This is a genomic window from Streptomyces sp. NPDC052299, from assembly GCF_040679335.1.
Taxonomy (GTDB): Bacteria; Actinomycetota; Actinomycetes; order Streptomycetales; family Streptomycetaceae; genus Streptomyces.
The window spans coordinates 187380-211782 of sequence record NZ_JBFAUP010000009.1 but is presented as its reverse complement, the minus strand read 5'-3'; the positions used below and the strand labels follow the sequence as shown (position 1 = coordinate 211782).

The window sequence follows — 24403 nt, the reverse complement described above, 5'->3', positions numbered from 1 at the left end:
GCTCCAGCTGCGAGGAAGACTCCGGCCTTCCAGCGTAGTCGCCGCCGCACCGGCCTCCGTACGGGCGGCCGTCCGGCCCCGGTGTACCTTGCGCGCACACGACCAAGGGGTGGGATTGTCATGACACGTCGTACGGTTCGCGGGCTGGTGCCCGTGCTGCTGGCCGCCGCCGCGCTGACCGGCTGTTCGTCGGACGCGGACGCGGGCGGGGACGCGAAGCCGGAGAAGTCCGCGGAGGGATCCGCGGCGCCCGCGGTGAGGACCGCGGCCAAGGGCGGCACGGTCGGGGGCGCGGGCTCCGGCTGCGAGCTGCCGGTGACCTTCGACCTGGCGAAGGACTGGAAGCCGAAGGCCGTCGAGATCGACCCGGACTCGGACTTCGCCGAGCTGGCCGAGCAGGGCCCGGTCACCATGGCCTGCGAGATCGACGCGAAACCGGCCGGGCACATCGGCTTCCTGCGGGTGTGGCGGGCGAAGGCCACGACCGTGACCCCGCGCGAGGCGCTGAAGGGCTTCGTCGGCGCGGACGAGAACGCCTCCGGGGCCGCGTACAGGGAGGACACGAGCGGCGGGCAGCGGCTGACCGAGGTGACGTACACGGCCCACAGCGACCTCATGGACGAGGACCGCCCCGCCCACGCGTTCGCCCTGGCCACCCCCGAGGGCCCGGTCGTGGTCCACCTGGGCGGCCTGGACTCGGACGAGCACGGGGGCATGCTCCCGGCGTACGAGCTGGCGAAGCAGTCGGTACGGGTGGGCTGACCGCCCGTACCGACGCCCCCTAGACGACCGTCGCCCCCGGGGCCGGGGAGGCCGCCGTGCGTGCCGTGCGGCAGGTCCCCGAGGCGGTCAGGGCGGCGGCCACCTCGCGGGCCGTCGCCTCGTCCTCCGTGAGGAACGCGGTCGTCGGGCCCGAGCCCGAGACCAGGGCCGCCAGCGCGCCCGCCTCCGTGCCCGCCGCCAGGGTCGCGGAGAGGGACGGGCGCAGGGCCAGCGCGGGAGCCTGGAGGTCGTTGCTCAGGGTGGCGGCCAGGGCCTTCGGGTCGCCCGACCGCAGCGCGTCGAGGAGGGCGTCCGACGCCACCGGTTCCGGGACGCGGGTGCCCGCGGTGAGGCGGTCGAACTCGCGGTACACCGCAGGGGTGGACAGCCCGCCGTCGGCCACCGCGAACACCCAGTGGAAGGTGCCGCCGACCTCGACCGGGGTCAGCAGCTCGCCCCGGCCGGTCCCGAGCGCGGCGCCGCCGACCAGGCTGAACGGCACGTCGCTGCCCAGCTCGGCGCAGAGGGCAAGCAGGTCCTCGCGCGGCGTCCCGGTCCCCCACAGCGCGTCGCAGGCCAGCAGGGCGCCCGCCCCGTCCGCGCTCCCTCCCGCCATGCCGCCGGCGACCGGGATGTCCTTGTCGATGTGGAGGTGCACGTCGGGCGCGATCCCGTGGCGGGCGGCCAGCGCGGTGGCCGCCCTGGCCGCCAGGTTCGACGCGTCCAGCGGGACCTGGGCGGCGTCGGGCCCGGAGCAGGTGATGCGCAGGCTGTCGGCGGGGGTGACGGTCACCTCGTCGTACAGGCCGACGGCGAGGAAGACGTTGGCCAGGTCGTGGAAGCCGTCGGGGCGCGCGGCACCGACCGCGAGTTGGACGTTGACCTTGGCGGGGACCCGTACGGTGACACTCACTGCGCGCTCCCGGTCCCGGCGGCGGGCTTGTGCTCGGCGATGGCCGCGAACTCCTCGATCGTCAGGGACTCCCCCCGCGCCTGCGGCGAGACGCCCGCGGCGACCAGGGCGGCCTCGGCGGCCGGTGCGGAACCGGCCCAGCCCGCGAGTGCCGCGCGCAGCGTCTTGCGGCGCTGCGCGAACGCCGCGTCCACCACCGCGAAGACCTCTTCCTTGCTCGCGGTCGTCGCCACGGGTTCGCTGCGGCGCACCAGCGAGACGAGCCCGGAGTCCACGTTCGGCGCGGGCCAGAAGACCTTGCGGCCGATGGACCCGGCGCGCTTGACGTCGGTGTACCAGTTCGCCTTCACCGACGGCACGCCGTAGACCTTGTTGCCCGGCCGGGCGGCCAGCCGGTCCGCGACCTCCGCCTGCACCATGACGAGCGTGCGCTCGATGCTGGGGAAGCGGTCGAGCACGGTGAGCAGCACCGGTACGGCGACGTTGTACGGCAGGTTGGCGACCAGCGCGGTGGGCGGCGGGCCGGGCAGTTCGCGTACGAGCATGGCGTCCGAGTGCACCAGCGCGAAGCGGTCGGCGCGGGCGGGCATCCGGGCGGCGACGGTGGCGGGCAGGGCCGCGGCGAGTACGTCGTCGATCTCGACGGCGACGACGCGGTCGGCGACCTCGAGGAGCGCGAGGGTCAGCGAGCCGAGGCCCGGTCCGATCTCGACCACCACGTCGTCCGGCCGGACCTCCGCCGTCCGCACGATCCGGCGGACCGTGTTGGCGTCGATGACGAAGTTCTGCCCGCGCTGCTTGGTGGGGCGTACGCCGAGGGTGTCGGCGAGTTCGCGGACGTCTGCGGGGCCCAGAAGGGCGTCGGGCTCAGTGGTACTCACCTGTAAAGCGTAAGGCGCGCCACGTAAGTCGACTCACGCGGCGCGGACCCCACTCAGTAGTCGAACGCCCGCGCCGTGTTGTCCGCGATCGCCTCGGCCAGCGTGTCCTCGTCCAGGCCCTTCACCGCCGCCATCGCCCGCAGCGTCACCGGGATCAGGTACGGCGCGTTCGGCCGTCCCCGGTACGGCGCCGGGGTCAGGAACGGGGCGTCCGTCTCGACCAGGACCAGTTCCAGCGGGGCGACCGCCAGGGCGTCGCGCAGCGGCTGGGCGTTCTTGAAGGTCATGTTCCCGGCGAACGACATGAAGTAGCCGGCGTCCGCGCAGATCCGGGCCATGTCCGCGTCGCCGGAGTAGCAGTGGAAGACGGTCCGCTCGGGCGCCCCCGCGTCCGCGAGGATGCGCAGGACGTCCGCGTGGGCCTCGCGGTCGTGGATGACGAGGGCCTTGCCGTGCCGCTTGGCGATCTCGATGTGGGCCCGGAACGACTCCTCCTGGGCGGCCATGCCCTCGGGGCCGGTCCGGAAGTGGTCGAGGCCGGTCTCGCCGACCCCGCGTACGTGCGGCAGGGCGGCCAGCGCGTCGATCTCGGCGAGCGCTTCGTGCAGCGCGGCCGTGCCGCCCGCCTCGCGCTCCCCCTGCCGCGACCATCCATCGGGGTCCCCGTGCACGATGCGCGGCGCCTCGTTGGGGTGCAGGGCGACCGCCGCGTGCACGTTCGCGTGGGCCGCGGCGGTCTCGGCGGCCCAGCGGGACCCCTTCACGTCGCAGCCCACCTGGACCACGGTCGTCACGTTCACCGCGGCGGCCCTGGCCAGGCCCTCCTCGACGGTGCCGTCCTGCATGTCCAAGTGGGTGTGCGAATCGGCGACCGGCACCCGGAGGGGTTCCGGCAGGGGCGGGGCTTCGGTGCGGCTCATGGCCACGATCGTACGAGGACCGCGGCGAACCGGCCTACGCGGTCACTTGCGGAACGGGTGCAGGAGGTCGGAGAGGTGCCAGTGGTGCCCGGCGGACGGGGCGACGGTGGCCGCGACCGGCTCCTCGGCCGGCTCCTCCGGCATCAGCGGCCCGGCGGCGGGCTGGGTGCGGTTCTGGTTGTACAGGAACCGCTGGATGTTGGAGACCCGGCCGGCCCGCATGATCCGTACGACGTGCCCGCCGCAGTTGGCGCAGGTCGGGGTGGACAGGGGCGACGGCACCCGTTCTCCGTCCGCCTTGTAGACCACGTACGCGTGGCCGGACGCGTCGGTGTGGTGCTCTATCTCGTACGCCTGCTCCCACCCGTGTCCACACCTCATGCAGGCGAAGGCGTATGCCTCGTGTGCGGTGGCTGCTGTGGTGTCGCTCATGCCTGCTCCTCTTGTCCGTCGGACAAGCACTCCGGGGAATGCGCCCTGCCTTCCAGTGGACGCCTTCACCGGCGGGAGCGCACCGGCCCTGTCGAGTGTTGGAGCGGTTTTGGCCTTCTCGTGGTCAAAGGGGCCGGTACGCGGCTCTCGCTTTGCTTTTCACGATAGACCTTTGCCGTCCGCGTGGCCGGTCCGAGCAGCATTCTTTGCCGCGACGACGGCGTCGAACACCTCGCGCTTGGGCAGGCCCGCCTCGGCGGCCACGGCGGCGATCGCCTCCTTGCGCCGCTCCCCCGCCTCCTCGCGCACCCGCACCCTGCGCACCAGCTCATCGGCGTCCAGTTCCTCGCCGGTGGAGCCCGCGCCCTCCACGACGACGGTGATCTCACCGCGCACCTGCTCGGCGGCGGACCAGGCGGCGAGCTCGCCCAGCGGACCGCGCTTGACCTCCTCGTAGGTCTTGGTCAGCTCGCGGCAGACCGCGCCCCGCCGCTCCGCGCCGAAGACCTCGGCCATCGCGGCGAGGGTGTCGTCCAGGCGGTGCGGGGCCTCGAAGAAGACCATCGTGCGGGGCTCACGGGCGACCTCGCGGAGCTTGGAGAGGCGTTCGCCGCCCTTGCGCGGCAGGAACCCCTCGAAGCAGAACCGGTCCACCGGCAGGGCGGACAGGGCGAGCGCGGTGAGCACGGCGGACGGGCCGGGCACGGCGGTGACCCTGATGTCCCGCTCCACGGCGGCGGCGACCAGCCGGTAGCCCGGGTCCGAGACGGACGGCATCCCGGCGTCCGTGACCAGCAGCACCCGGGCCCCGCCGACCAGGGCCTCCACGAGTTCGGGCGTGCGGGCGGACTCGTTGCCCTCGAAGTAGGAGACGACGCGTCCCGTGGTGTGGACGCCGAGCCCCTGGGTCAGCCGGCGCAGCCTGCGGGTGTCCTCGGCGGCGATCACGTCGGCCGCCTCCAGTTCGGCGGCGAGGCGGGGCGGGGCGTCCGCCAGGTCGCCGATGGGGGTCCCTGCGAGCACGAGCGTTCCAGTCGTTCCAGTCACAAGCCCCATCCTCCCGCACGGGGAACACCTCTCCCACAGACGCGTTCCCTACGATGGCGCGGTGACGAGTACTGCGCCCGAAGCCCGGCAGGGCCAAGACGCCGGGGAACAGCACGGCCCGGAGCCGACCTCCTGGCAGCAGCGGCTGCGCCGCTTCGGCCATTCCCCGCGCCCCGGGACCGGGCTGCGGGAGCGGCTCGACCCGCCGTACAACCGGCCCGGGGACCAGCTGTGGGCGGTGCTTGGCGTGCCGCCGCTGCTCGCGGACCGGCTGGTGCGCTGGTCGGCGTGGGGCGGTCCGCTGCTGGTCGCGGCGGTCGCGGGGGTGCTGCGCTTCTGGAAGCTGGGCAGCCCGCACGCGGTGATATTCGACGAGACGTACTACGCGAAGGACTCCTGGGCGCTGATCAACCAGGGGTACGAGGGCGCGTGGCCCAAGGACGTCGACAAGCTGATCCTGAACGACCCCTCGCAGGTGCCGGTGCCGACCGACCCGGGCTATGTGGTGCACCCGCCCGTCGGCAAGTGGATCATCGGCCTCGGCGAGCAGATGTTCGGGTTCACGCCATTCGGCTGGCGGTTCATGGTCGCCGTGCTCGGCACGCTGTCGGTGCTGATGCTGTGCCGGATCGGCCGCCGGCTGTTCCGCTCGACCTTCCTCGGCTGCCTGGCGGGCGCGCTGCTCGCGGTGGACGGGCTGCACTTCGTGATGAGCCGGACCGCGCTGCTCGACCTGGTGCTGATGTTCTTCGTGCTGGCCGCGTTCGGCTGCCTGCTGATCGACCGCGACTGGGCCAGGCGCCGCCTCGCGGCGGCGCTGCCGGTGGACGAGGACGGCGTGCTGCGCCCGGACGCCGGGGTCGCGGAGACCCTGCGCCTGGGGTGGCGGCCCTGGCGCATCGCCGCCGGTGTCTCGCTGGGCCTCGCCGCCGCGACGAAGTGGAACGGCCTGTACATCATGGTCGCGTTCGGCCTGATGACGGTGTTGTGGGACGTGGGCGCGCGCCGCACCGCCGGAGCCGTGCGCCCGTACCTGGCGGTGCTGCTGCGGGACGTGCTCCCGGCGTTCGTCTCGGTGGTGCCGGTCGCGCTGGCCACGTACCTCGCGTCCTGGACGGGCTGGATCGTCCGGAACTCCCCGGACCGGCACGGCTACTTCCGGGACTGGGCGACGACCGACGGCAAGGGGGGCAACTGGACCTGGCTGCCGGACTGGCTGCGCAGCCTGTGGCACTACGAGCACCAGGTGTACGACTTCCACGTGCACCTGACGTCCGGACACACGTACCAGTCCAATCCGTGGAGCTGGATCGTGCTGGGCCGCCCCGTCTCGTACTTCTACGAGGAGCAGAACGGCTGCGCCGAGTCGGTGACCGGGAAGTGCTCCCGCGAGGTGCTGGCGATCGGGACGCCGCTGCTGTGGTGGGCGGCCTGCTTCGCCCTGGTGTACGTGCTGTGGCGCTGGGTGTTCCGCCGCGACTGGCGGGCGGGTGCGATCGCCTGCGGCGTGGCGGCGGGGTGGCTGCCGTGGTTCCTGTACCAGGAACGCACGATCTTCCTCTTCTACGCCGTCGTGTTCGTGCCCTTCCTGTGCCTGGCGGTGTCGATGATGATCGGCGCGATGCTGGGGCCCGCGGCGGAGACGGGACCGCGGTACGAACTCGGGCTCGCGAAGCCCGATCCCTCGGGCGAACGGCGCCGGACGCTGGGCGCGGTGGCGGCCGGGGTCCTGGTGCTGCTGATCATCTGGAACTTCATTTATTTCTGGCCGCTGTTCACGGGGACACCGATCCCGGAGAACTCCTGGCGGGACCGGATGTGGCTGGACACCTGGATCTGACAGGACTTCTTTGCTCAGGGATGACAGAGGAACGAATACGGCACCTTCGTGGATCTTTTAGCGCAGAGAACTCCGTGCTTGGTGCCGAACAATCCCGTCTCATTCCCCGCTGCAGCGATTCACATTTCTGGTCGCGGGCTGTTTCTTGTCCGCTTCGCGGGGCGGGTCGACGGAGAACTGTTCCGGCTGCTGGGAGAAATCATTCTCCCAAGATCGACCCCCCGGGACTTCCGCCGTGCCCCCGCGGCAGCTGACACCGCTGTCGCGGGGGCACGGACGACGCCCCGCAGGCTACTCGGTGAACATCTTCGAGGAGACGCACACGTTGTCGGCGCCGGTCCAGCAGAGCTGCATCTTCCAGAAGCTGTCCTTGACGATGGGGGCGACCACCGAGTCACAGTTGGCGTCACCACCGTCGTCGATGACGCCCGCGGGCCTCCACTGCACACCCCATGCCTGGAAGATCACGCCTCGGACGCCGTGACCGTCCGCGTAGTCGTCGCAGACGGTGATGGTGTCCGGGTCCGGGTCGGAGTGGTACATGTGTCCGAGCTGGTGCCCGTTGTGGTACAGGAAGATCTGCGTGTCCGCCGCGTGGGCGGGACCTGTTGTGCCTAAGGCCAGGGCCACTGCCGCACCGGCGGCGACCGAGCTGCGAACCAGCCAACGCTGAGTCAAGGGGAACTCCTTCTGGGGTGGGAGCGGGAGGGGCCCGCTCACATGATTCGTGGCACCACGTCGCCACCCCTGATGGTGCCGACGTGTTGGACCGGTTTTCCAGGGGAGTTCGCGCGGCGGTCGATGGTGGCGCTGAATCGAAGCCCCCGAACTACAGGATGGACATCGCAGTTCGATCTTCCGCTGGATGCGAAAGGCCGCCGAAGGAAAGGTCGAAATAAGGCGACCTCGGCGGATGTCCGTTACGACGAGTTTTCGACGACTCCTGTGGAGTTTCGAATACTCGCTCTTCCTGCCCCCGTTCACTGATCAGTACCGCTGATCGTGGGTCAGATTATTATCTGTGGATTCTGACGAGGTCAATGGGATCAACCTCAAATCTTCCTCAGTAAAATCCTTCCGCCGGCCCTCGGTGATGAGGCGCAACCGGCGTCGGGAGTCGGATAAGGGGCGGAATTATCCCTCGCGGGAATATTCAATTCCGGTTGGTGGATCGTCGTGCGGGGCAAAACCCCGACGTTTGTCCGGATCGCCCCGGCCTGGTCGTTGATCATGCCGGCGGGCCCGGGTGCCGGGGGCTCGTCTCCCGGCGACAGGGACTCCGCGTGATGCTGATCCGGGCTGGTCTCAACCGGCCGGTGCCGGTCGTGCGAGAGCAGGCGGACCGCGGGTACCCAGCCGATGTGAGGCCAGAAATCCCTCCCCTCGGGGCGGGAAGAACGTCAATACCGCCCCGTAAGGTGTGCCCTCGCATAGCCTTCTTACGTTTTCGAGAAGCAGGCTCCGGGGGGATGGGGACAGCGGGAATGCGCAGTGGAGCGAAGGTAGGCATAGTCGGCGGGGTGTTCGCGCTCGTGCTCGGCGGGGTGGGGTACGGGGCGTACAACATCCTGGACGGGCTCGGGGACAGCGGCGTCGGCGGCAATACGAGCACGGCCGCCGACTCCTCCGAGGTGAGGTCGGGCCCGGTCACCAAGGACGAGATCGCCGACACGTCCAAGAAGTTCCTCGCCGCGTGGGCGGAGGGCGACGCGGCGGTCGCGGCGGCCCTCACCAACAACAAGGCGGACGCGGAGACCGCGCTGACCGGCTACAGCGACACGGCCCACGTCACCAAGGCCGTGATCACCCCGGGCGCGGCGACGGGCTCGACAGTCCCGTACACCGTGAAGGCGACCGTCTCGTACAAGGGAACGACGAAGTCCTGGTCGTACGCCTCGAAGCTGACCGTCGTACGCGGACTGACCACCGGCCGCGCCCTGGTCGACTGGGAGCCCTCCGTCATCCACCCGGACCTCGCCAAGGGCGAGTCGCTGGAGACCGGCGAGTCCTCCAGCGCGTCGATCGAGGCGGTCGACCGCAACGGACAGGTGCTCACCGAGGAGAAGTACCCGTCGCTCGCCGGAATCCTGGACGAGCTGCGCAAGAAGTACGGCGAGAAGGCCGGCGGCACGACGGGCATCGAGACCTGGATCAACAGCGCGGACGCGGACGGCGCGGACAAGACGCTGCTGACTCTGGTCAAGGGCAAGCCGGGCCGGGTGCCGACGACGCTTGACGCGAAGATCCAGGCGGCGGCCGAGCGGGGCGTGAAGAAGTTCGCGGAGGCGTCGGTCGCGGCCGTCGAGCCGTCCACGGGTGCCATCCGGGCGATCGCGAACAACCGGGCCGACGGCTTCGACGCGGCCCGGAAGGGCAAGGTCGCCCCCGGCTCGACGATGAAGATCATCACCGCCGCGATGATCATCCAGAACGGCCTGGGCAGTGCGAACGCGACCGTCCAGTGCCCCGCCACCGTTCCCTGGGTGGGGGTCACCTTCCACAACCTGAAGGACTTCTCGATGCCGAGCGCCACGCTGAAGACGGCGTTCGCCCGGTCCTGCAACACCGCGTTCATCAAGCCGGTGCTGCCCCTGGGCGACAAGCGCGACACCGCACTGGGCAACGAGGCCAGTCAGTACTTCGGCATCGGCCAGGACTGGCAGTCGGGCATCGTCACGTTCGACGGCAGCGTCCCCGAGTCCCGCGACGCCGAGACCGCCGCCTCGTTCATCGGCCAGGGCAAGATCGAGATGAACCCGCTCAACATGGCCTCGGTCACCGCGACCGCCGTCAACGGCCGCTTCCGGCAGCCGTTCATCGTTCCGCAGTCCCTGGACAACCGGACCTTCGCCACCGCGACCCCGCTGCCGCCCGGCGTCTCCGCGCAGCTCAAGGAGATGCTGCGCTACGCCGCGACCGCCCCCGAGGGCACCGCCACGCAGGCCATGGCGAACGTGGGCGGCGACAAGGGCGCCAAGACCGGCTCGGCGGAGATCGACGGCCACGCCACCTCCGACAGCTGGTTCACCGGCTTCAGCAACGACCTGGCGGCCGCCGCCCTGGTCCAGTCCGGCGGCCACGGCGGCGACGCGGCGGGCCCGGTCGTCGCGGAGGTCCTGCGGGCGGGGCCGTGAACGACCCGGCGGCGCGGGGGCTTGGGGCTGCGGGCCCGGACGTCCTGGTCGACCCCGGCGTCGACGTACCGGTCCCCGCCGACGGCGAGACGTGGGCCGTCGGTGCGGTGATCCTCGACGGACAGGGCCGCGCCTTCGCGCAGAAGCGCGGCCCCGACCGGCGGCTGTTCCCCGGATGCTGGGACATCGTGGGCGGCCATGTCGAGCCCGGCGAGACGCTGTTGACCGCGCTCGCCCGGGAGCTGGGCGAGGAGACGGGGTGGCGCCTGCGCCGGGTCCGGGCGCTGCTCGGGGTCACCACCTGGACCGGCGACGACGGCGGCGGGCTGCGCCACGAGGCGGACTACCTCGTGGAGGTCGACGGCGACCTGGACCACCCCGCGTTGGAGTGGTCCAAGAACAGCGCGTTCGACTGGTTCGGGCCCGAGGAGCTGGACCGGCTCAAGGAGAACCGCGCACCCGGCGAATTCCTCGTTCACGACATGATCGCCGCCGCACTGCGCCCTCAGTAGCCCACCGTGAAGTGCCGCTCCCCACAAGGGCGTTCCAGCTCGTCCAGGACCGCCACCGCCAGGTCCTCCGCCGCGATGCGGGAGGTGCCGTCCCCGGCGGTGAGCAGGGTGGTCGTGCCCCGGCGGTACGCGCCCGTGCGGGGGCCCGGCTCCAGGACGGCGGGTGGGCTGAGGTAGGTCCAGTCGGCCTCGTGCGCCCGGCAGGCGGCGAGCTGGGCGGAGCTGGCTGAGGCGACCGTGCGCCACTGCGGCGGTACGTACGCGGGGTCGTCCAGCACCAGTCGCCCGGGGCGCCCGGGGACCTCCAGCGGGCCCGCGCCGCCGATCACCAGGAGGCGCGTCCCGGTCTTCGCCGCCGCGTCGAGCAGCGCCGTCGTCGTCGCCGCGATGGTGTGCTCGCGCCCGACGGGCGGGCGGGTCGCGGCCACCACCGCGTCGGCCCTCTCGAACAGGGCGGTCATCGCGTCGGTGTCGTCCGCGTCGCCCGCCACCGGGGTGACGCCGGGCGGCAGGGTGTCCGGGCGGGTGGAGCGGTACACCGCGAGGAGTGCGTGGCCCCGGTGCGCGGCTTCGGTGACGACGCGGGAGCCGGCCATGCCTGCGGCTCCGAGAACGGCGATCCTCATCGAGGGGTCCTTTCCGGTACGGGAGTGGGGAGGACGACAGGGGCGCGCCCCGGGAGCTGGCCCCCGACGATCGAGGCGAGGGCCAGCGCGAAGCCCGTCAGCTGGACCGGGCCGAGTGTCTGGCCGAGGACGAGCGCGCCGAGACCTGCCGCGACGAGCGGCGAGAGCAGGCCGAGGACGGCGACCGAGGTCACCGGCAGGGCGCCGATCCCCCGGAACCACAGGGCGTACGTCAGCAGCCCGCCGACCAGGCCCAGCCAGAGGTAGCCGAGCGCGGCGCGGCCGTCGATCGCGGGCGGGGCGCCCTCGGCGAGGAAGGTCACCGGCGCCAGGAAGAGGCCCCCGGCGGTGAGCTGCCAGCCGGTGAAGGCGAGCGGGCCGACACCCTCGGGCCGCCCCCACCGCTTGGTGAGCGTCACGCCGAGCCCCATCGTGGCCGCCCCGGCGAGGCCCGCGGCCAGCCCGGCCGCGTCCAGCTCCGCCCCGGGCCCGATCACCACCAGGCCGACGCCCAGCACCCCCGTAGCGCCCCACCACAGGGGCCGGGCGGCCAGGGGTTGGCGCAGGACGGCCACCGCGAGGACGGCGACGACGAGCGGCTGCGCGGCGCCCAGTGTGGCGGCGACGCCGCCCGGCAGCCGTTCCGCCGCGATGAACAGGAGCGGCAGGAAGAGCCCGATGTTGAGCACCCCGAGCACCGCCGCCTTCGCCCACCAGGCGCCGCGCGGCAGCGTGCGGGTGAGGGCGAGGGCGATAAGTCCGGCGGGCAGGGCGCGCAGGAGGCCGGCGAACAGCGGGTGTCCGGCCGGCAGGAACTCCGTGGTGACGATGTAGGTCGTGCCCCACACCGCCGGGGCGAGCGCGGTCAGGGCGGTACGGGGCAGCGCCCCGGCAGCCCCCCGCGTGGGTCGGCTTGTCATGTCTCGAAGTCTCGGCCCGGGTCCATTGATGAGTCCAACACATGTCTGTCACCGCATTGATCTCGGTTCGCGATGGATGGACGATGCAGCCATGGAGCTCCAGCAGATGCGTTACGTGATCGCCGTGGCCGAAACCGGCAGCTTCACTCGGGCCGCCGGGCGGTGCCTCGTCGTGCAGTCGGCACTGAGCCACCAGATCGCCCGCCTGGAAAGGGAGTTGGGCGGTCGGCTCTTCGAGCGCACCACCCGCCGGGTGCGGCTCACCCCGGCCGGCGAGGCGTTCCTCCCGGCCGCCCGCCAGTGCCTGGAGGCCGCCGAGCGCGCCGCCGCCGAGGTCGCGGCGGCGGTCGGCGAAGTGCGCGGCCGGCTCGCGGTGGGCCTGATCCCGACCGTCACCGCCGTCGACATCCCGGCCGCCCTGGGCGCCTTCCGCCGCCGCCATCCCCAGGTGCGGGTCAGCCTCCGGGTGGGCGCCAGCGACGAACTGGCCGAGCAGGTCCGCGAGGGCACCCTCGACGTGGCCTTCCTCGGGCTGCCCGCGACCGCCGTGCCCCGGGGCGTCGGCCGCCACGAACTGGCCCGCGACCGGCTCGTCGCCGTGGTCGCCCCGGACCATCCGCTGGCCGGGGCGCCCGCCGTGGACCTGCGCCGCCTCTCCTCGGAGGTCTTCGCGGACTTCCCGGCGGGCACGGCCGGACGCGCCCAGACCGACCAGGCGTTCGCCGCCGCCGGACTCACCCGCGACGTCGCCTTCGAGGTCACCACCGCGGACTACATCGCGAGCCTCGTCGCCCCCGGCCTCGCGGTGGCGATGCTGCCACCGGCGTACGCCGCGCAGCTGACCGGCATCGTCGCGATCGAGGTCTCCGACGCGCCGCTCCGCGTCCAGCACGCCACCTGGAGCCGGTCGGGCCGGACGCCGGCCGCCACGGCGTTCCTGGAGGCGCTGGGCATCCCCGTAACGGACGGGGAGGACGCATGAAGCCGCGACACGAAGTATTGACACGCTCTTGTCAGGGACGGAACACTCCACAGCGGGAGAGCGCTCTCCAAGACCGACCGCAGTGCTTCCGTTCCCCCCGGCCGGGCGCCCTCCCCCACCCCGCACTCCCCCACGACGCGCAGGAGGTCCCTCCATGCCACGGAGGTCCAGAACCCTCACCGGACTGCTCTTGTTCACCTCGCTGAGCCTGACCACGGCCGGGATCGCCGGGATCGCGGCGACGGCGAACGCGGCTCCCGAGACGAGCGCCGCCGCGCACACCGAGCACGCGGCCTACTCCATGCCGGGGATGCCCGGCATGCCGGCGTCCACCCAGGCGTCCGGCGACGACCCGGACGGGGACGGCTACATCATGGCCGACCCGCCGGTGACCGGGGTCACCCCCTCGACGGAGGTGCCGCCGCAGGCGTACTTTCACGAGTTCCAGGCCAAGTGCGCCCCCACGCACACCGCGCCGGACGACCCGATCGTCTACCCGGGCCAGCCCGGAAAGTCCCACGACCACACGTTCATGGGCAACACCACGACGGACGCGTACACCACCGCCGCCTCGCTGGAGTCCGGCGACACCACGTGCCTGGCGCCCGGCGACAAGTCGGGCTACTGGATGCCGAGCCTCTTCAACGGGGACACCAAGGTCCTCCCGGACGGCGTCCAGACCATCTACTACAAGTCGGGGGTCACCGACTACCGCAGCGTGCGCCCCTTCCCCAAGGGCCTGCGCTACGTGGTCGGCAGCCCGATGCAGAGCGAGGAGGAGTTCAAGAACCTGAAGGGCACCGTCGAGGGCTGGGAGTGCGGTGACTCCTTCAAGAACTACGACTTCCCGGCCAGCTGCCCCGACCGCCGGGACGTCCAGCTCAACCTGCGGCTCCAGGCGCCGAGTTGCTGGGACGGCATCCACCTGGACACGCCGGACCACAAGAGCCACATGGCGTACCCGGTCGCGGGCGGCGCGAACTACAACTCCTGCCCGGCGGACCACCCGGTCGCGCTGCCGATGATCGAGTTCAAGATGGCGTGGCCGGTCAACGGCGACATGTCGCAGGTGAGGCTCGCGAGCGGGGCGGGCTTCTCGTTCCACTACGACTTCATGAACGGCTGGGACACCGCCACGCTGGACGCGATGGTCACCCACTGCATCAAGGGCGGCCTCCAGTGCGACCCGCACGGCTACGACGAGAACCACCCCGAGAAGGGCGCGGTGCTCGACGGGAACTACGAGCTGCCGTAACCGGCGGCGCGCGCACCCCCACAGGTCCGGGGCCTTTTTTCGGCCCACGCCGGAGAGCGCTCTCCAAGATCGCGGAGGCCCCGGACCATGCGCGCAAGGACCCCTCCTCGTCCCCCCGACTCCCCCCACACGCAAGGAGAGAGACACATGCACCATCCCCCCACCCGCACGACCCGTCGCCTGCTCGCGCCCGTCGCGGCGGCCGCCCTGCTCGGTGGCGGCCTGCTCGCCCTCCAGGCGCCCGCGGCCCAGGCGGCCGGGAACGTCGTGAAGGTCACCGGTTCGCAGGGCGACTGGCAGCTGACCGTGGACGGTTCGCCGTATACGGTCAAGGGCCTCACCTGGGGCCCCTCGGTCGCGGACGCGGAGAAGTATCTGCCGGACCTGGCGTCGATGGGCGTCAACACGATCCGCACCTGGGGCACGGACGCCACCAGCAAGCCGCTCTTCGACACGGCGGCGGCCAACGGCGTCAAGGTGATCGCCGGCTTCTGGCTCCAGCCCGGCGGCGGCCCCGGCAGCGGCGGCTGCGTCAACTACCTGACGGACACGCAGTACAAGAACGACATGCTCGCCGAGTTCCCGAAGTGGGTCGACACCTACAAGGACAACCCCGGCGTGCTGATGTGGAACGTGGGCAACGAGTCCACCCTCGGCCTGCAGAACTGCTACGGCGGCGACGAGCTGGAGGCCCAGCGCAACGCGTACACCACCTTCGTCAACGACATCGCGAAGAAGATCCACGAGGTCGACCCCGATCACCCGGTCACCTCCACGGACGCGTGGACCGGCGCCTGGCCGTACTACAAGAAGAACGCCCCGGACCTGGACCTGTACGCGGTCAACGCCTACGACGCGGTCTGCAACGTCAAGTCGGACTGGGAGCAGGGCGGTTACGACAAGCCGTACATCGTCACGGAGACCGGACCGGCCGGCGAGTGGGAGGTGGAGGACGACGCCAACGGCGTACCGGAGGAGCCCACCGACGCGGCGAAGGCCGAGGGTTACACCAAGGCGTGGGGCTGCGTCACCGGGCACACGAGGGTGGCCCTGGGCGCCACGATGTTCCACTACGGCACCGAGGACGACTTCGGCGGTGTGTGGTTCAACCTGTTGCCGGGCGGCGAGAAGCGGCTCTCGTACTACGCGGTGAAGAAGGCCTACGGCGCGGACACCTCCGGTGACAACACCCCGCCGGTGATCTCCGGCATGACCGTGGACAACGCCACCGAGGGCGTCCCCACCGGCTCCGACGTGCGCGTCAGCACGCACACCACGGACCCGGACGGCGACGCGATCACGTACCAGGTCCTGTTCAGCAGCAACTACATCGACCAGAACAAGGCGCTGGTCCCCGCCGAGACGAAGGACAACGGCGACGGCACGCTGACCGCGAAGGCGCCCAGCAAGACCGGCGTCTACAAGGTCTACGTGAAGGCCAGGGACGGCCACGGCAATGTGGGCATCGAGACCACGTCCCTCAAGGTGGTCCCGCCGCAGGTGGACGGCACCAACGTCTCCCGGGGCAAGCCCGCCACGGCCTCCTCCTTCCAGACGGACCCCACCGGCGGCTGCCCGTGCGGTGCGGACAACGCGGTGGACGGCAAGTTCGACACCCGCTGGGCCAGTGACTGGAGCGACCCGCAGTGGCTCCAGGTCGACCTGGGCGCCTCCACGGCCATCAAGCACGTGCAGCTGGCCTGGGACCCGGCGTACGCCAAGGGCTACGAGATCCAGACGTCGGAGGACGGCCAGAACTGGACGACGATCAAGACCGTGACCGACGGCAACGGCGACATCGACGACCTCGACGTCAGCGGCACGGGCCGCTACGTACGCGTCAACGGCACCGTTCGGGGAACGGGCTGGGGGTACTCGCTCTACGAGTTCGGCGTCTACAGCTGACCTCCGCGGGCACACCACCACGTCGGCGTTCCGTTTGAGGGGACGGCAACGCCGCGGCCGCCCCCCGGGACTGCCCCCGGGGGGCATGAGGCCCGGCAGACACGAGGAGGCGGGGAGTCCGGTCCCGACCGGACTCCCCGCCTCGCTGCATTACGCCCGGGGGCGCAGCCCCGTCCTGGCCGGCAGCGTGACCGCGAGCAGGGCCAGGCCGCCGACGGCCGCCGCGAGGCCCCCGTACATCAACGGGGGCACGTACGGCGCGTCGCCGGTCACCCCGTTCATCATCGGGATCAGCGTGGCCGCGGCGATCGCCGAGCCGAGGACCAGGCCCGCCCCCGCGACCAGCAGGGCCTCCCAGCGCAGCATCGTCATCACCTGCCGCCTGGTGGCGCCGACGAGGCGCAGCGCGCCCAGTTCCGGACGGCGGTCCCGCACCGTCATCACCAGGGTGTTGACCGCGGCGACGGCCGCGAAGCCGCCGAGAACCGCGGCCATGGTGGTGTTCATCCAGGCGCCCAGCTCGGCCTCCGCGTTCCGCTCGGTGGCGTAGCCGGAGGCGTCGGTGACCCGGCCCAGGGTGGTGAGCGCCTTCGCCGAGCCGCCCCGTACCAGCAGCGTGCTGTCGAAGCCCGAGGTGACGTGCCCGGTCAGGGACGCCCGGTCCATGGTCACCGTGGCCAGGCCGAGGCCGCGGCCGTAGACCGCGACGATCTCGGGCGCGGCCTCGGTCCCGTCCGGGAGGTAGAGGGGAAGCCGGTCGCCGACGCGGGCGTCCGCCGAGTCCGCCAGGGTCCGGTCGATGGCGATGCGGCCCGCCCCGAGCCGGTCGAGGCTGCCCTCGCGTACGTCCAGGTCCTGCACCTTCGCGAGGGCGGCGCCGGAACCGGTGACGCCCTGGGTGGCCGCACCCTGCAACGACTTGAACTCGCCCGAGCCGGTCGGCACCAGCACCTGGGTGTTCAGCAACCCGACGGACGTCTCCACGCCCGGCGCGCGGGCCGCGCGGGCCACCGCGTCCACCGGAAGCCCGTCCGGGTCCGTCACCACGTGGTCCGCGGTGATGCCCGCGCGCAGCTGCTTGTCCGCGGCGTGGTTCTCGCTCGTGTGCATGAACACGAGGGTCGAGGAGAACGCCACGGCGAGCACGATCGGGGTGATCGCGGAGGCGAGGCGGCGGGCGTTGGCCCGGGAGTTGGCCGCCGCGAGTCCGGCCGTCGGGCCCGCGCCGCGCAGGGGCAGGCCGAACAGCCCCGCGCACAGCCGCGCCACCAGCGGGCCGAGCAGCCCGACGGCGAGCATGAAGAGCATGACGACGCCGAGCGCGGCACCGGCCGCGTCGTCCCCCGCGGAGCGGGCGGCCACGCCCGTGAGGATCGCGCCTCCGACGAGGGCCGCGACGCCGAGGAGGGTGCGGACCGGGCCGGGCCGCAGCCGCTCCACCGACGCCTCCGACAGCGCCTGCCCCGGCGCGATCCTGGCCGGCCGGCGCCCGGCGATCCAGCCCGCGCCGAGCGCGGTGAGCAGGCCCAGGACGACGGCGGCGAGCAGCGGGAGCACGGAGACGTGCAGGTCCACGGCGCGCGGGACGGCCCCGCGGTCCTGAAGCTGCCCGAACCACCAGTGCGCGAGCCCGATGCCGGGCAGGCAGCCGGCGATCCCGGCGAGCGGGGCGACGAGCAGCGCTTCGGAGGCGACCGCACGGCGCACCTGTCGCGGGGTGGCGCCGATGGCGCGCAGCAGGGCGAAGGAGCGGGCGCGCTGACCGACCGAGAGCGCCACGGTCCCGGCCGCGGTGAAGACGGCGACGATGGCGGCGATGCCGCCGAAGGACCCGCCGATCCCGAAGAGCGTCAGCTTCGCGGACGCGAGGCCCGGTTCCTCGACGGCCCCGCGGTCGTCGCCGGTGTGGACCTGGACACCGGAGCCGGCCAGGGCGTGGCGGACGGCGTCGCCGAGGGTGTCGGCGCCGGTGCCCTTCTCCGCCAGCACCACGACGGCGTCGGCCTTGCCGGGGTGCCCGGCGAGGACGGCGGCCTGGGCGTCGGCGAACCAGGTCGTGCCGCCCGCGCCGCCGGAGTCCCGGGCGGCCTCGGCGGGACCCGCCTCGGCGAGACCGGCCACGCGGAAGTCCCGCTGCCCGGCGGCGGTCTCCAGCGCGACGGTGTCGCCCACGGCGGCCCGGGCTGCGCGGGCCGCACCCGCGTCGAGCACGACCTCGCCCTCGCCGGGCGCGGAGCCGGCGGTCAGCGAGGCACCGGTGAAGCTGTGCGAGCCCCATCCGTGCGCGGTGAGCGCCCCGCCCCGCGCGTGCACCGGGAAGGTGAAGTCCGGGACGGCGGTGGCCGCGCCCGGCGCCCGGGCGGCCTTCGCCGCCAGCCCGGCGTCCATCCGGGCGGTGTCCGGCAGCGGCGTCGCCTCCTTCTCCAGGTCCTCGCCGCTGCCGGTGACGACGTACTCGTTCTGGTCGGCCGCGACGACGACCGGCGCGGCGGCGTACCGCTCCGGCGGCACGGATGCGCGCAGGCTGGTCTCCAGCAGGATTCCGCAGGCCGCGACGATCAGCGCCGACATCAGCAGCGCGAGGAACGTGCCCGCGAAGGACGCGGGCTTGAAGCGGATGGCCTCCCGTGCGAGTCCGTTGGGGCGCCTCATGCCGCCACCCCGGCCGTCGCCCCGGCGCGGGACCGGGCGGTGAGGGCCGCCATCCTGGCGGCGATCTGCTCGGCCGAACCGCGCTCGACGTGGTCGGCGAAGGCGCCGTCCGCGAGGAACAGCACCCGGTCGGCCCAGGCGGCCGCCACGGGGTCGTGGGTGACCATGACGACGGTGGCACCGAGCGAGTCCACCGCGTGGCGCAGGAGGCCGAGGACCTCGGCGGCGGTGCCGGTGTCGAGCGCGCCGGTGGGTTCGTCCGCGAAGATCACGTCGGGGCCGGTGACCAGGGCGCGGGCCACGGCCACGCGCTGCTGCTGGCCGCCGGAGAGCTCCGCGGGGCGGCGCCGTGCCTTGTCCGCGAGTCCGACCCGGGCGAGCACCGCCTGCGCCCGGTGCCGGTCCTGGTGCTGCCCGGCCAGGCGCATCGGCAGCAGCACGTTCTGCTCCACGGTCAGCGACGGCAGCAGGTTGAACGCCTGGAAGACGAAGCCGAGGCGGCTGCGGCGCAGCTCGGTGAGCTCGTTCTCGCCCATGCCGGTGATCTCCGTGCCGCCGACGCGCACCGAGCCCGCCGATGGCCGGTCGAGCCCGGCGGCGCACTGGAGGAACGTGGACTTGCCGGACCCGGACGGGCCCATGACCGCGGTGAACGTGCCGCTGGGCAGGGCCAGGTCGATACCCGCGAGGGCGTGCACCGTGCCCGCACCGCGTCCGTAGTGCCGCCGGACGTCGCGCAGTTCGACCGCGAGGCCGGGCGTGGCGGCCGGGCCCCCGGGCCCGTTGCCCGCCTCGGGCCGGGCCTCCGCCTTCCCCCGCTTGCTCCTGCGTAGCCTCATCTTCCGGTCTCCCTCACACGTCCGTTTGTCCTACGGGTGAAGAGTGCGCGGAAGGCTGTGCGCGGGGCGTCATACCCGGGAGCCAAGATGGCGATGCTACGGCCGTAGGGGGTGGCGGAGAGCGAGCGTGCGGGGACCGCCTACTCGCCCGGGGTCACCAGCCCCGACTCGTAGGCGAAGACCACCGCCTGGGCGCGGTCGCGCAGGTCGAGCTTGGTGAGGACGCGGCTGACGTGGGTCTTCACGGTCTGCTCGGCCAGCACCAGGGTCTGCGCGATCTCCGCGTTCGAGAGGCCGCGGGCCACCAGCGAGAGGACTTCGGTCTCGCGCTCCGTGAGGCCGCCCAGGCGCTGCGCGGGCTTGCCCCGGGCGGCCGGGCGCTGCTGGGCGAAGTCCGCGATGAGGCGGCGGGTCACGGAGGGAGCGAGGAGCGCGTCGCCCGACGCCACGACGCGGACCGCCGCGATGAGGTCGGCCGGCGCGGCGTCCTTGAGGAGGAAGCCGCTCGCGCCCGCCCGGAGCGCCTCGTAGACGTAGTCGTCGACGTCGAAGGTGGTGAGCATCAGGACGCGCGGCCGGTGGGTCACGCCCGACGGCGGGTGCAGGAGCTCGCGTGTGGCCGCCAGGCCGTTCATCCCGGGCATCCGGACATCCATCAGCACGACGTCGGGGCGGGTCTGCCGGCTCAGCTCGACTCCCCGCTCGCCGTCGGGGGCCTCGCCCACCACGTCGATGTCGCTCTGGGCGGCCAGCAGCGCGGCGAAGCCCGCCCGCACCATGGCCTGGTCGTCGACGATGAGGACGCGTGTCGTCACGTGAGGTCCGTTCCGGTGAGTGGGAGGAGGGCGGCGACCCGGAAGCCGCCGTCCGGGAGCGGCCCCGCGTCGAGGGTGCCACCGATGATCCTGACCCGCTCGCGCATGCCGACGAGCCCGTGCCCGGTGCCGCTCGCTTCGAGCGGCCCTCCGGACGCCTCCGGCGGCGGGCCGTTGACGACGAGGACGGTGAGCTGCGGGACGGCGGGCGCGGTGGGGTTCGACGCGGACGCGGTGGGGTCCGACGCGGACGCGGTCGGGTCCGACACGGACAGCGACACCCGCGTGTGCGCGCCCGGCGCGTGCCGTACGACGTTCGCCAGGGCCTCCTGGACGATCCGGTAGGCGGACAGGCCCACCGCTTCGGGCACCTCGGCGTCGCAGGGGGTGAAGTCCACCCGCCCGCTCGCCCGCTCCGTCGCCTCCACCAGGGGCCCGATCTGCGCGAGGCCCGGCTGGGGCACGAGCTCACCGCGCGCGTCCTCGTTGCGCAGCACGCCGAGGAGCCTGCGCATCTCGCCGAGCGACTGGCGCGCGGTGGCCGCGATGGACGTGAACTCTTCCCGCAACTGCGGCGGAAGCCCGTCGTGGCGGTACTCCGCCGTGTCGGCCTGCACCGTGATGACGGACATGTGGTGGGCCACCACGTCGTGCAGTTCACGGGCGATCCGGGCGCGCTCCTCCAGCAGCGTTCGCCGCCCGCGCTCGGCCTCGCTGATGGTCTCCTGCTCGGCCAGCCTGCGCTGCGCGTCGGACCGCTCACGGAGCGCGCCGCCCAGCAGGAGCGCGATGCCGCCGAGGATGGTGAACAGCAGGTCCCGCGCACCGAAGCCGTGGGGCGCGGCGAACCCCAGGGCCACGTTCGCCCCCGCCGTGACCAGCCACACCCGAATCAGCGTCCGGCGCCGCTCGCGCAGGCCCAGGGCGAGGCAGAGCCCGACGTACCCGACGATCTGCATGGGCGGGAACGGCCAGAGCAACCGGTCCTCGAAGTCGACGGCGAGCAGGGCGAGCGCCCCCGCCACGTCTGCGGCGAACACCACGTACCAGGCCCGCAGCGGCCGTACGACGGCCAGTAGGAGCGGTGCCGCCTGGGCGACGGCCAGCACGGCGGCGACGCCCCCGTTCAGGCCGTAGTCGGCGGTGAGGACCCGGATGGTGGTGGGCAGCAGGGCGACGCACAGCACGAACGCCACGGCCCACGGCAGCGCCCGCACCCACCGCCGCGAAGCACCCGCGAGCAGCGCGCGCGGGCGCTCCTCCTCCACTGAGGTCATGGTCACCAGCGTATGTGCACCACGCTGTCACCGGCCCGGACGGAGGGCGTGCCAGGCAGCGGCAGCCGCCGCGAGGCGCCGGGTCCACGGGCTGGGGTCGGCGGTGGCGATCCCGGACCAGAGCTTGGCACCGGCGGCGGCGAAGGCGGTGATGCCTTCGGCGGGCGCGAGGTGCCAGGAGGGGATCTCGGCGGCCCAGCGCTCGGCGGAGGCGGGGGTGTGGCCGGAGGCGATGAGCCAGATGACCCAGTAGCCGGTGTCGAGCCAGACCGCTCCCCGGGTTACCCAGGCCCAGTCGACCAGCCGGGCCCGATCACCCGCCGGGGCGTCGTCGTCCACGAGGACGTTGGTGTTGTTCAGGTCGGTGTGGAGCAGGTGGGGTCCGGCGAAGAAGCGGAGGTCGTCCGGTTGGGCTGCGTAGCGCTCCAAGCGCTGTTCGGCCTGGCGGAGTTCGATGCCTGGACACGGGGCTTCGCCGAGGCGGCGCAGCAGAGAAACGGCCTCGGGGAGATCTGGGGAGCCAGGGGCGTAGTCGGCGTGGTGGCCTGTGAGCGCTTCGAAGCCGAGGAGGTCCCAGCCCTCCGACTCGACGTGCCAGCGGAGGGCTGGGGCCAGGCCGGTGAGAAAGGGGGCGATGGCCGCTTCCCGGCGCTGGGTCCAGGCGCGGGGGTGGTCGCTGCGCAGGCCCTTGATGTGCCAGGTGCCCGTGGCGGAGGTGACGCGGGCCGCGATCTCGCTGTTGAAGCCGTCGGTCGCTTCTTCGACCGTGCGGAGGGGGCCGGTGTGTTCCTCGACGGCGGTACGAGCGGCGGGCGGCATCTGGTCGAGGCCGATGCGGGTGGTCGCCATGGGGCTTCACTCTTCCAGGAGGTGGCGGTGCCGGGTGGGGCCTCCGGCTCCTGGCCGGCCGTGCCCGCCGGCACGGAGAGACCGTCCCCGGCCTTCGGGCGCAGGCGACCCGTCAACGCGGGTTCAGCGCACGTCTGGCCGCGTTGATGACGTTGTGGGCCTCGGCCCCGTACACAGCCGACTCCTGGAGGAGACGCCAGACCTTCGAGTACAAGGTGACGTTGTCGGCGTCGTCCAACCACATCTCGGCGTGCCAGTCCTCCGCGGCCACCAGGCGGTCGTCAAGTACCCAGAACCCGTTGGCGGGCACGATCTTCACGGAGGCAGTGAACGGGATGACGCCGAGCTTCACCGTGTCCATGCCGATCATTCCGGTGAGACGGTCGAGCTGCGCGGCCAGCACGGAAGGTGGGCAGATCAGCGACCGCAACGCGGCTTCCCACATAAGGACGTACAGCTTGTGGCCAGGCCGGTACAGCCACTCCTGCCGCTGCGCCCGGGAGCGTACGGCGGCCTCGATGTCGCTCGCCCAGCCCAGCAGATTGGCGTACCGCTGGACGACGTGGCGAGCGTACTCGGAGGTCTGCAACAGACCGGGTACCACCGACTCCTCCCAGATCCACGCCTGAGAGCTGCGGTCGATCTCCGCACTCAGGCCCTCGTGCAGCGGCTTGAAGCCGTTCGCGAGTGCCCTGCGCCACGACCGGATGTGGGACTCGAACCCCGCCAGCCGGGCGGCAAGCTCGGGGTACGTGCCCGGCTGCTCGGTCGCGTCGGCCCAGGCCCTGAGATCGTCCGGGGTGGCTGTCTGCTTGCCGTTCTCCAGCTTGCTGACCTTGGAGCCCTGCCAGCCGAGCCGCTGGGCGAGCTGTTGGCCGGTGAGCCGACCGCCAGGACAGGAGAACCGGAGTTCGCGGAGCCGCGCCCCCAGTGCTTCCCGTGCCTGCTGATAGTCGGTGCTCACCGGCCCCGCGCTCTACTCGGTCGCGGCGAACTGGTCGAACGGCACCGCGTGGTGCATGGCCGCGTCGCGGGCGATGGCATACCGCACCACCTCAGCCGGTTCGGTGATCAGCTCGATGTCCGTGATGTTGTCGGCCTCGTCGAAGTGCAACAGGGCAACGATGCGTGAGTCGAAGATCCAGAAGTCCTCGGCGGGCAGGTCGGCCGCGTCCTCGCGCCACAGGTAGCGGATGCCCTCGCCGACCGCCGCGTTGTGTCGCGCGTAGTCGAGCAGGAACCGCTGCTCGGTGGTCATGGGGCGGTCGGCAACGCGCACCCGGCCGACCGTCTTGCCTGCCGCGGTCTGGGCCTTGATGTTGACGAACCAGGGCTCGCTGAGGTCGCAGGGCGCGGACCCGGTGGCCAAGAACTCCTGAAAGTCGGGGTCCTCACGGTCGGACGCGTAACCGCGCCGCGTCTCCAGTCGCCAAGCCGTGTGCTCGAAGGTCTCGAAGAGGCGGCGGAAGGTTGCCCTGTCCACGAGGTCCGGCACCCGCTCCCTCTCCCTCGGTCCCCAGTTCACGAGCAGTTCGCGCGGCACGACCACCGCAGCATCGTTCGGCCCGAAGTGCCGGAGCTGCGCCAGGTCTTCCGGTTAGGTGAGCGGCGGGCCCTGCACGACGATCTCGCCCGTGCCTTCGTCCGTGTGCAGGGCGGGGCAACCGTCGACCTTGCTGTCTGTGCCGGTGAAGCGCAACTGACGAGCCATGGACACTCTCCCTTCGGGGTCGTGATCCAACAGCATGGCTGGAGCCTCTGCCCGGCTCTACGAGGTCGGACAGATCGCGTGAGAAAACACCGGCAATCTTCGTGAACGGTCGAGCAAATCTGAGAAAGCAG

The 24403-nt window shown here is 72.3% G+C and carries 21 protein-coding genes and 1 pseudogene; 7 read left to right on the top strand and 15 right to left on the bottom strand.

The window, feature by feature from the left end:
• Window positions 1-120: 120 nt before the first annotated feature.
• Window positions 121-762 carry a lipoprotein gene (locus tag AB0L33_RS17755; protein WP_365682344.1) on the top strand — a complete coding sequence of 214 codons (642 nt, stop codon included), beginning with the start codon at window positions 121-123 and terminating at the stop codon, window positions 760-762.
• 19 nt (window positions 763-781) lie between these two features.
• Here AB0L33_RS17755 and AB0L33_RS17750 read toward each other — a convergent pair whose 3' ends face one another.
• From AB0L33_RS17750 to rsmI, 5 genes are all read right to left on the bottom strand, one after another.
• On the bottom strand, window positions 782-1675 hold the full coding sequence (locus tag AB0L33_RS17750; protein WP_365682342.1) for a 4-(cytidine 5'-diphospho)-2-C-methyl-D-erythritol kinase: 894 nt from the start codon (window positions 1673-1675) through the stop codon (window positions 782-784).
• Window positions 1672-2556, bottom strand: a complete 885-nt coding sequence (gene rsmA / locus AB0L33_RS17745) for a 16S rRNA (adenine(1518)-N(6)/adenine(1519)-N(6))-dimethyltransferase RsmA (RefSeq protein ID WP_365682341.1) — start codon at window positions 2554-2556, stop codon at window positions 1672-1674. Before rsmA ends, AB0L33_RS17750 begins: the two co-directional genes overlap by 4 nt.
• Before the next feature lie 53 nt (window positions 2557-2609).
• On the bottom strand, window positions 2610-3476 hold the full coding sequence (locus AB0L33_RS17740) for a TatD family hydrolase (RefSeq protein ID WP_365682339.1): 867 nt from the start codon (window positions 3474-3476) through the stop codon (window positions 2610-2612).
• 42 nt (window positions 3477-3518) lie between these two features.
• Window positions 3519-3908, bottom strand: a complete 390-nt coding sequence (locus AB0L33_RS17735; protein ID WP_365682337.1) for a hypothetical protein — start codon at window positions 3906-3908, stop codon at window positions 3519-3521.
• Between the two features lie 159 nt (window positions 3909-4067).
• On the bottom strand, window positions 4068-4964 hold the full coding sequence (gene rsmI, locus AB0L33_RS17730; RefSeq protein WP_365682335.1) for a 16S rRNA (cytidine(1402)-2'-O)-methyltransferase: 897 nt from the start codon (window positions 4962-4964) through the stop codon (window positions 4068-4070).
• Between the two features lie 52 nt (window positions 4965-5016).
• Here rsmI and AB0L33_RS17725 point away from each other — a divergent pair, with 52 nt between their 5' ends.
• Window positions 5017-6795: a phospholipid carrier-dependent glycosyltransferase gene (locus AB0L33_RS17725; RefSeq protein WP_365682333.1), complete on the top strand. Its 1779-nt coding sequence runs from the start codon at window positions 5017-5019 to the stop codon at window positions 6793-6795.
• A gap of 291 nt (window positions 6796-7086) precedes the next feature.
• Here the strand turns inward: AB0L33_RS17725 and AB0L33_RS17720 are convergent, their stop codons facing one another.
• Window positions 7087-7473, bottom strand: coding sequence for a hypothetical protein (locus tag AB0L33_RS17720; protein ID WP_365682332.1), 387 nt, complete (start codon window positions 7471-7473; stop codon window positions 7087-7089).
• 806 nt (window positions 7474-8279) lie between these two features.
• Between AB0L33_RS17720 and AB0L33_RS17715 the strand changes: the two genes are divergently transcribed.
• Window positions 8280-9929 (top strand): penicillin-binding transpeptidase domain-containing protein, encoded by a 1650-nt coding sequence (locus AB0L33_RS17715; RefSeq protein ID WP_365682330.1) that lies wholly within the window; start codon window positions 8280-8282, stop codon window positions 9927-9929.
• Window positions 9926-10441 (top strand): NUDIX domain-containing protein, encoded by a 516-nt coding sequence (locus tag AB0L33_RS17710; protein ID WP_365682328.1) that lies wholly within the window; start codon window positions 9926-9928, stop codon window positions 10439-10441. The genes AB0L33_RS17715 and AB0L33_RS17710 overlap by 4 nt, the downstream gene beginning before the upstream one ends.
• Here the strand turns inward: AB0L33_RS17710 and AB0L33_RS17705 are convergent.
• Together AB0L33_RS17705 and AB0L33_RS17700 are read right to left on the bottom strand one after the other, a co-directional pair.
• Complete coding sequence (locus AB0L33_RS17705; RefSeq protein ID WP_365682326.1) at window positions 10435-11067, bottom strand: NAD(P)H-binding protein; 633 nt, start codon at window positions 11065-11067, stop codon at window positions 10435-10437. The two genes, AB0L33_RS17710 and AB0L33_RS17705, sit on opposite strands and share 7 nt — an antisense overlap.
• Window positions 11064-11987 carry an EamA family transporter gene (locus tag AB0L33_RS17700; RefSeq protein ID WP_365682324.1) on the bottom strand — a complete coding sequence of 308 codons (924 nt, stop codon included), beginning with the start codon at window positions 11985-11987 and terminating at the stop codon, window positions 11064-11066. The genes AB0L33_RS17705 and AB0L33_RS17700 overlap by 4 nt, the downstream gene beginning before the upstream one ends.
• Window positions 11988-12078: 91 nt before the next feature.
• Here AB0L33_RS17700 and AB0L33_RS17695 point away from each other — a divergent pair, with 91 nt between their 5' ends.
• The 3 genes from AB0L33_RS17695 to AB0L33_RS17685 all read left to right on the top strand — a co-directional run bounded on the left by AB0L33_RS17695 (window position 12079) and on the right by AB0L33_RS17685 (window position 16129).
• Complete coding sequence (locus tag AB0L33_RS17695) at window positions 12079-12969, top strand: LysR family transcriptional regulator (RefSeq protein WP_365682322.1); 891 nt, start codon at window positions 12079-12081, stop codon at window positions 12967-12969.
• 154 nt (window positions 12970-13123) lie between these two features.
• Window positions 13124-14224, top strand: coding sequence for a DUF1996 domain-containing protein (locus tag AB0L33_RS17690; RefSeq protein ID WP_365682320.1), 1101 nt, complete (start codon window positions 13124-13126; stop codon window positions 14222-14224).
• A 147-nt stretch (window positions 14225-14371) separates the two neighbouring features.
• Window positions 14372-16129 (top strand): discoidin domain-containing protein, encoded by a 1758-nt coding sequence (locus tag AB0L33_RS17685; protein ID WP_365682318.1) that lies wholly within the window; start codon window positions 14372-14374, stop codon window positions 16127-16129.
• A gap of 150 nt (window positions 16130-16279) precedes the next feature.
• Here AB0L33_RS17685 and AB0L33_RS17680 read toward each other — a convergent pair whose 3' ends face one another.
• The 7 genes and pseudogenes from AB0L33_RS17680 to AB0L33_RS17650 all read right to left on the bottom strand — a co-directional run bounded on the left by AB0L33_RS17680 (window position 16280) and on the right by AB0L33_RS17650 (window position 24272).
• On the bottom strand, window positions 16280-18781 hold the full coding sequence (locus AB0L33_RS17680) for an FtsX-like permease family protein (protein WP_365682316.1): 2502 nt from the start codon (window positions 18779-18781) through the stop codon (window positions 16280-16282).
• Entirely contained in the window at window positions 18778-19620 is an 843-nt protein-coding gene (locus AB0L33_RS17675; RefSeq protein WP_365682314.1) for an ABC transporter ATP-binding protein, read from the bottom strand. Before AB0L33_RS17675 ends, AB0L33_RS17680 begins: the two co-directional genes overlap by 4 nt.
• 140 nt (window positions 19621-19760) lie before the next feature.
• A complete protein-coding gene (locus AB0L33_RS17670) occupies window positions 19761-20435 on the bottom strand; it encodes a response regulator transcription factor (protein ID WP_365682312.1) in 675 nt (224 codons plus the stop codon).
• The gene (locus AB0L33_RS17665; protein WP_365682310.1) at window positions 20432-21712 is read right to left on the bottom strand and encodes a histidine kinase; all 1281 of its coding nucleotides are present in this window, start codon (window positions 21710-21712) and stop codon (window positions 20432-20434) included. The genes AB0L33_RS17670 and AB0L33_RS17665 overlap by 4 nt, the downstream gene beginning before the upstream one ends.
• A gap of 27 nt (window positions 21713-21739) precedes the next feature.
• Window positions 21740-22561, bottom strand: a complete 822-nt coding sequence (locus AB0L33_RS17660) for an aminoglycoside phosphotransferase (RefSeq protein WP_365682308.1) — start codon at window positions 22559-22561, stop codon at window positions 21740-21742.
• 112 nt (window positions 22562-22673) lie between these two features.
• Window positions 22674-23525 carry a helix-turn-helix transcriptional regulator gene (locus AB0L33_RS17655; RefSeq protein WP_365682306.1) on the bottom strand — a complete coding sequence of 284 codons (852 nt, stop codon included), beginning with the start codon at window positions 23523-23525 and terminating at the stop codon, window positions 22674-22676.
• Between the two features lie 12 nt (window positions 23526-23537).
• Window positions 23538-24272, bottom strand: a pseudogene (locus AB0L33_RS17650) (DUF6879 family protein).
• Window positions 24273-24403 lie beyond the last annotated feature (131 nt).

Bases quoted from the DNA above. Each gene is read 5' to 3' on its own strand.
- AB0L33_RS17755 (WP_365682344.1), top strand. From the start codon at position 121: ATGACACGTCGTACGGTTCGCGGGCTGGTGCCCGTGCTGCTGGCCGCC.
- AB0L33_RS17740 (WP_365682339.1), bottom strand. From the start codon at position 3,476: ATGAGCCGCACCGAAGCCCCGCCCCTGCCGGAACCCCTCCGGGTGCCG.
- AB0L33_RS17735 (WP_365682337.1), bottom strand. From the start codon at position 3,908: ATGAGCGACACCACAGCAGCCACCGCACACGAGGCATACGCCTTCGCC.
- rsmI (WP_365682335.1), bottom strand. From the start codon at position 4,964: ATGGGGCTTGTGACTGGAACGACTGGAACGCTCGTGCTCGCAGGGACC.
- AB0L33_RS17715 (WP_365682330.1), top strand. From the start codon at position 8,280: ATGCGCAGTGGAGCGAAGGTAGGCATAGTCGGCGGGGTGTTCGCGCTC.
- AB0L33_RS17705 (WP_365682326.1), bottom strand. From the start codon at position 11,067: ATGAGGATCGCCGTTCTCGGAGCCGCAGGCATGGCCGGCTCCCGCGTC.
- AB0L33_RS17700 (WP_365682324.1), bottom strand. From the start codon at position 11,987: ATGACAAGCCGACCCACGCGGGGGGCTGCCGGGGCGCTGCCCCGTACC.
- AB0L33_RS17695 (WP_365682322.1), top strand. From the start codon at position 12,079: ATGGAGCTCCAGCAGATGCGTTACGTGATCGCCGTGGCCGAAACCGGC.
- AB0L33_RS17690 (WP_365682320.1), top strand. From the start codon at position 13,124: ATGCCACGGAGGTCCAGAACCCTCACCGGACTGCTCTTGTTCACCTCG.
- AB0L33_RS17685 (WP_365682318.1), top strand. From the start codon at position 14,372: ATGCACCATCCCCCCACCCGCACGACCCGTCGCCTGCTCGCGCCCGTC.
- AB0L33_RS17680 (WP_365682316.1), bottom strand. From the start codon at position 18,781: ATGAGGCGCCCCAACGGACTCGCACGGGAGGCCATCCGCTTCAAGCCC.
- AB0L33_RS17675 (WP_365682314.1), bottom strand. From the start codon at position 19,620: ATGAGGCTACGCAGGAGCAAGCGGGGGAAGGCGGAGGCCCGGCCCGAG.
- AB0L33_RS17665 (WP_365682310.1), bottom strand. From the start codon at position 21,712: ATGACCTCAGTGGAGGAGGAGCGCCCGCGCGCGCTGCTCGCGGGTGCT.
- AB0L33_RS17660 (WP_365682308.1), bottom strand. From the start codon at position 22,561: ATGGCGACCACCCGCATCGGCCTCGACCAGATGCCGCCCGCCGCTCGT.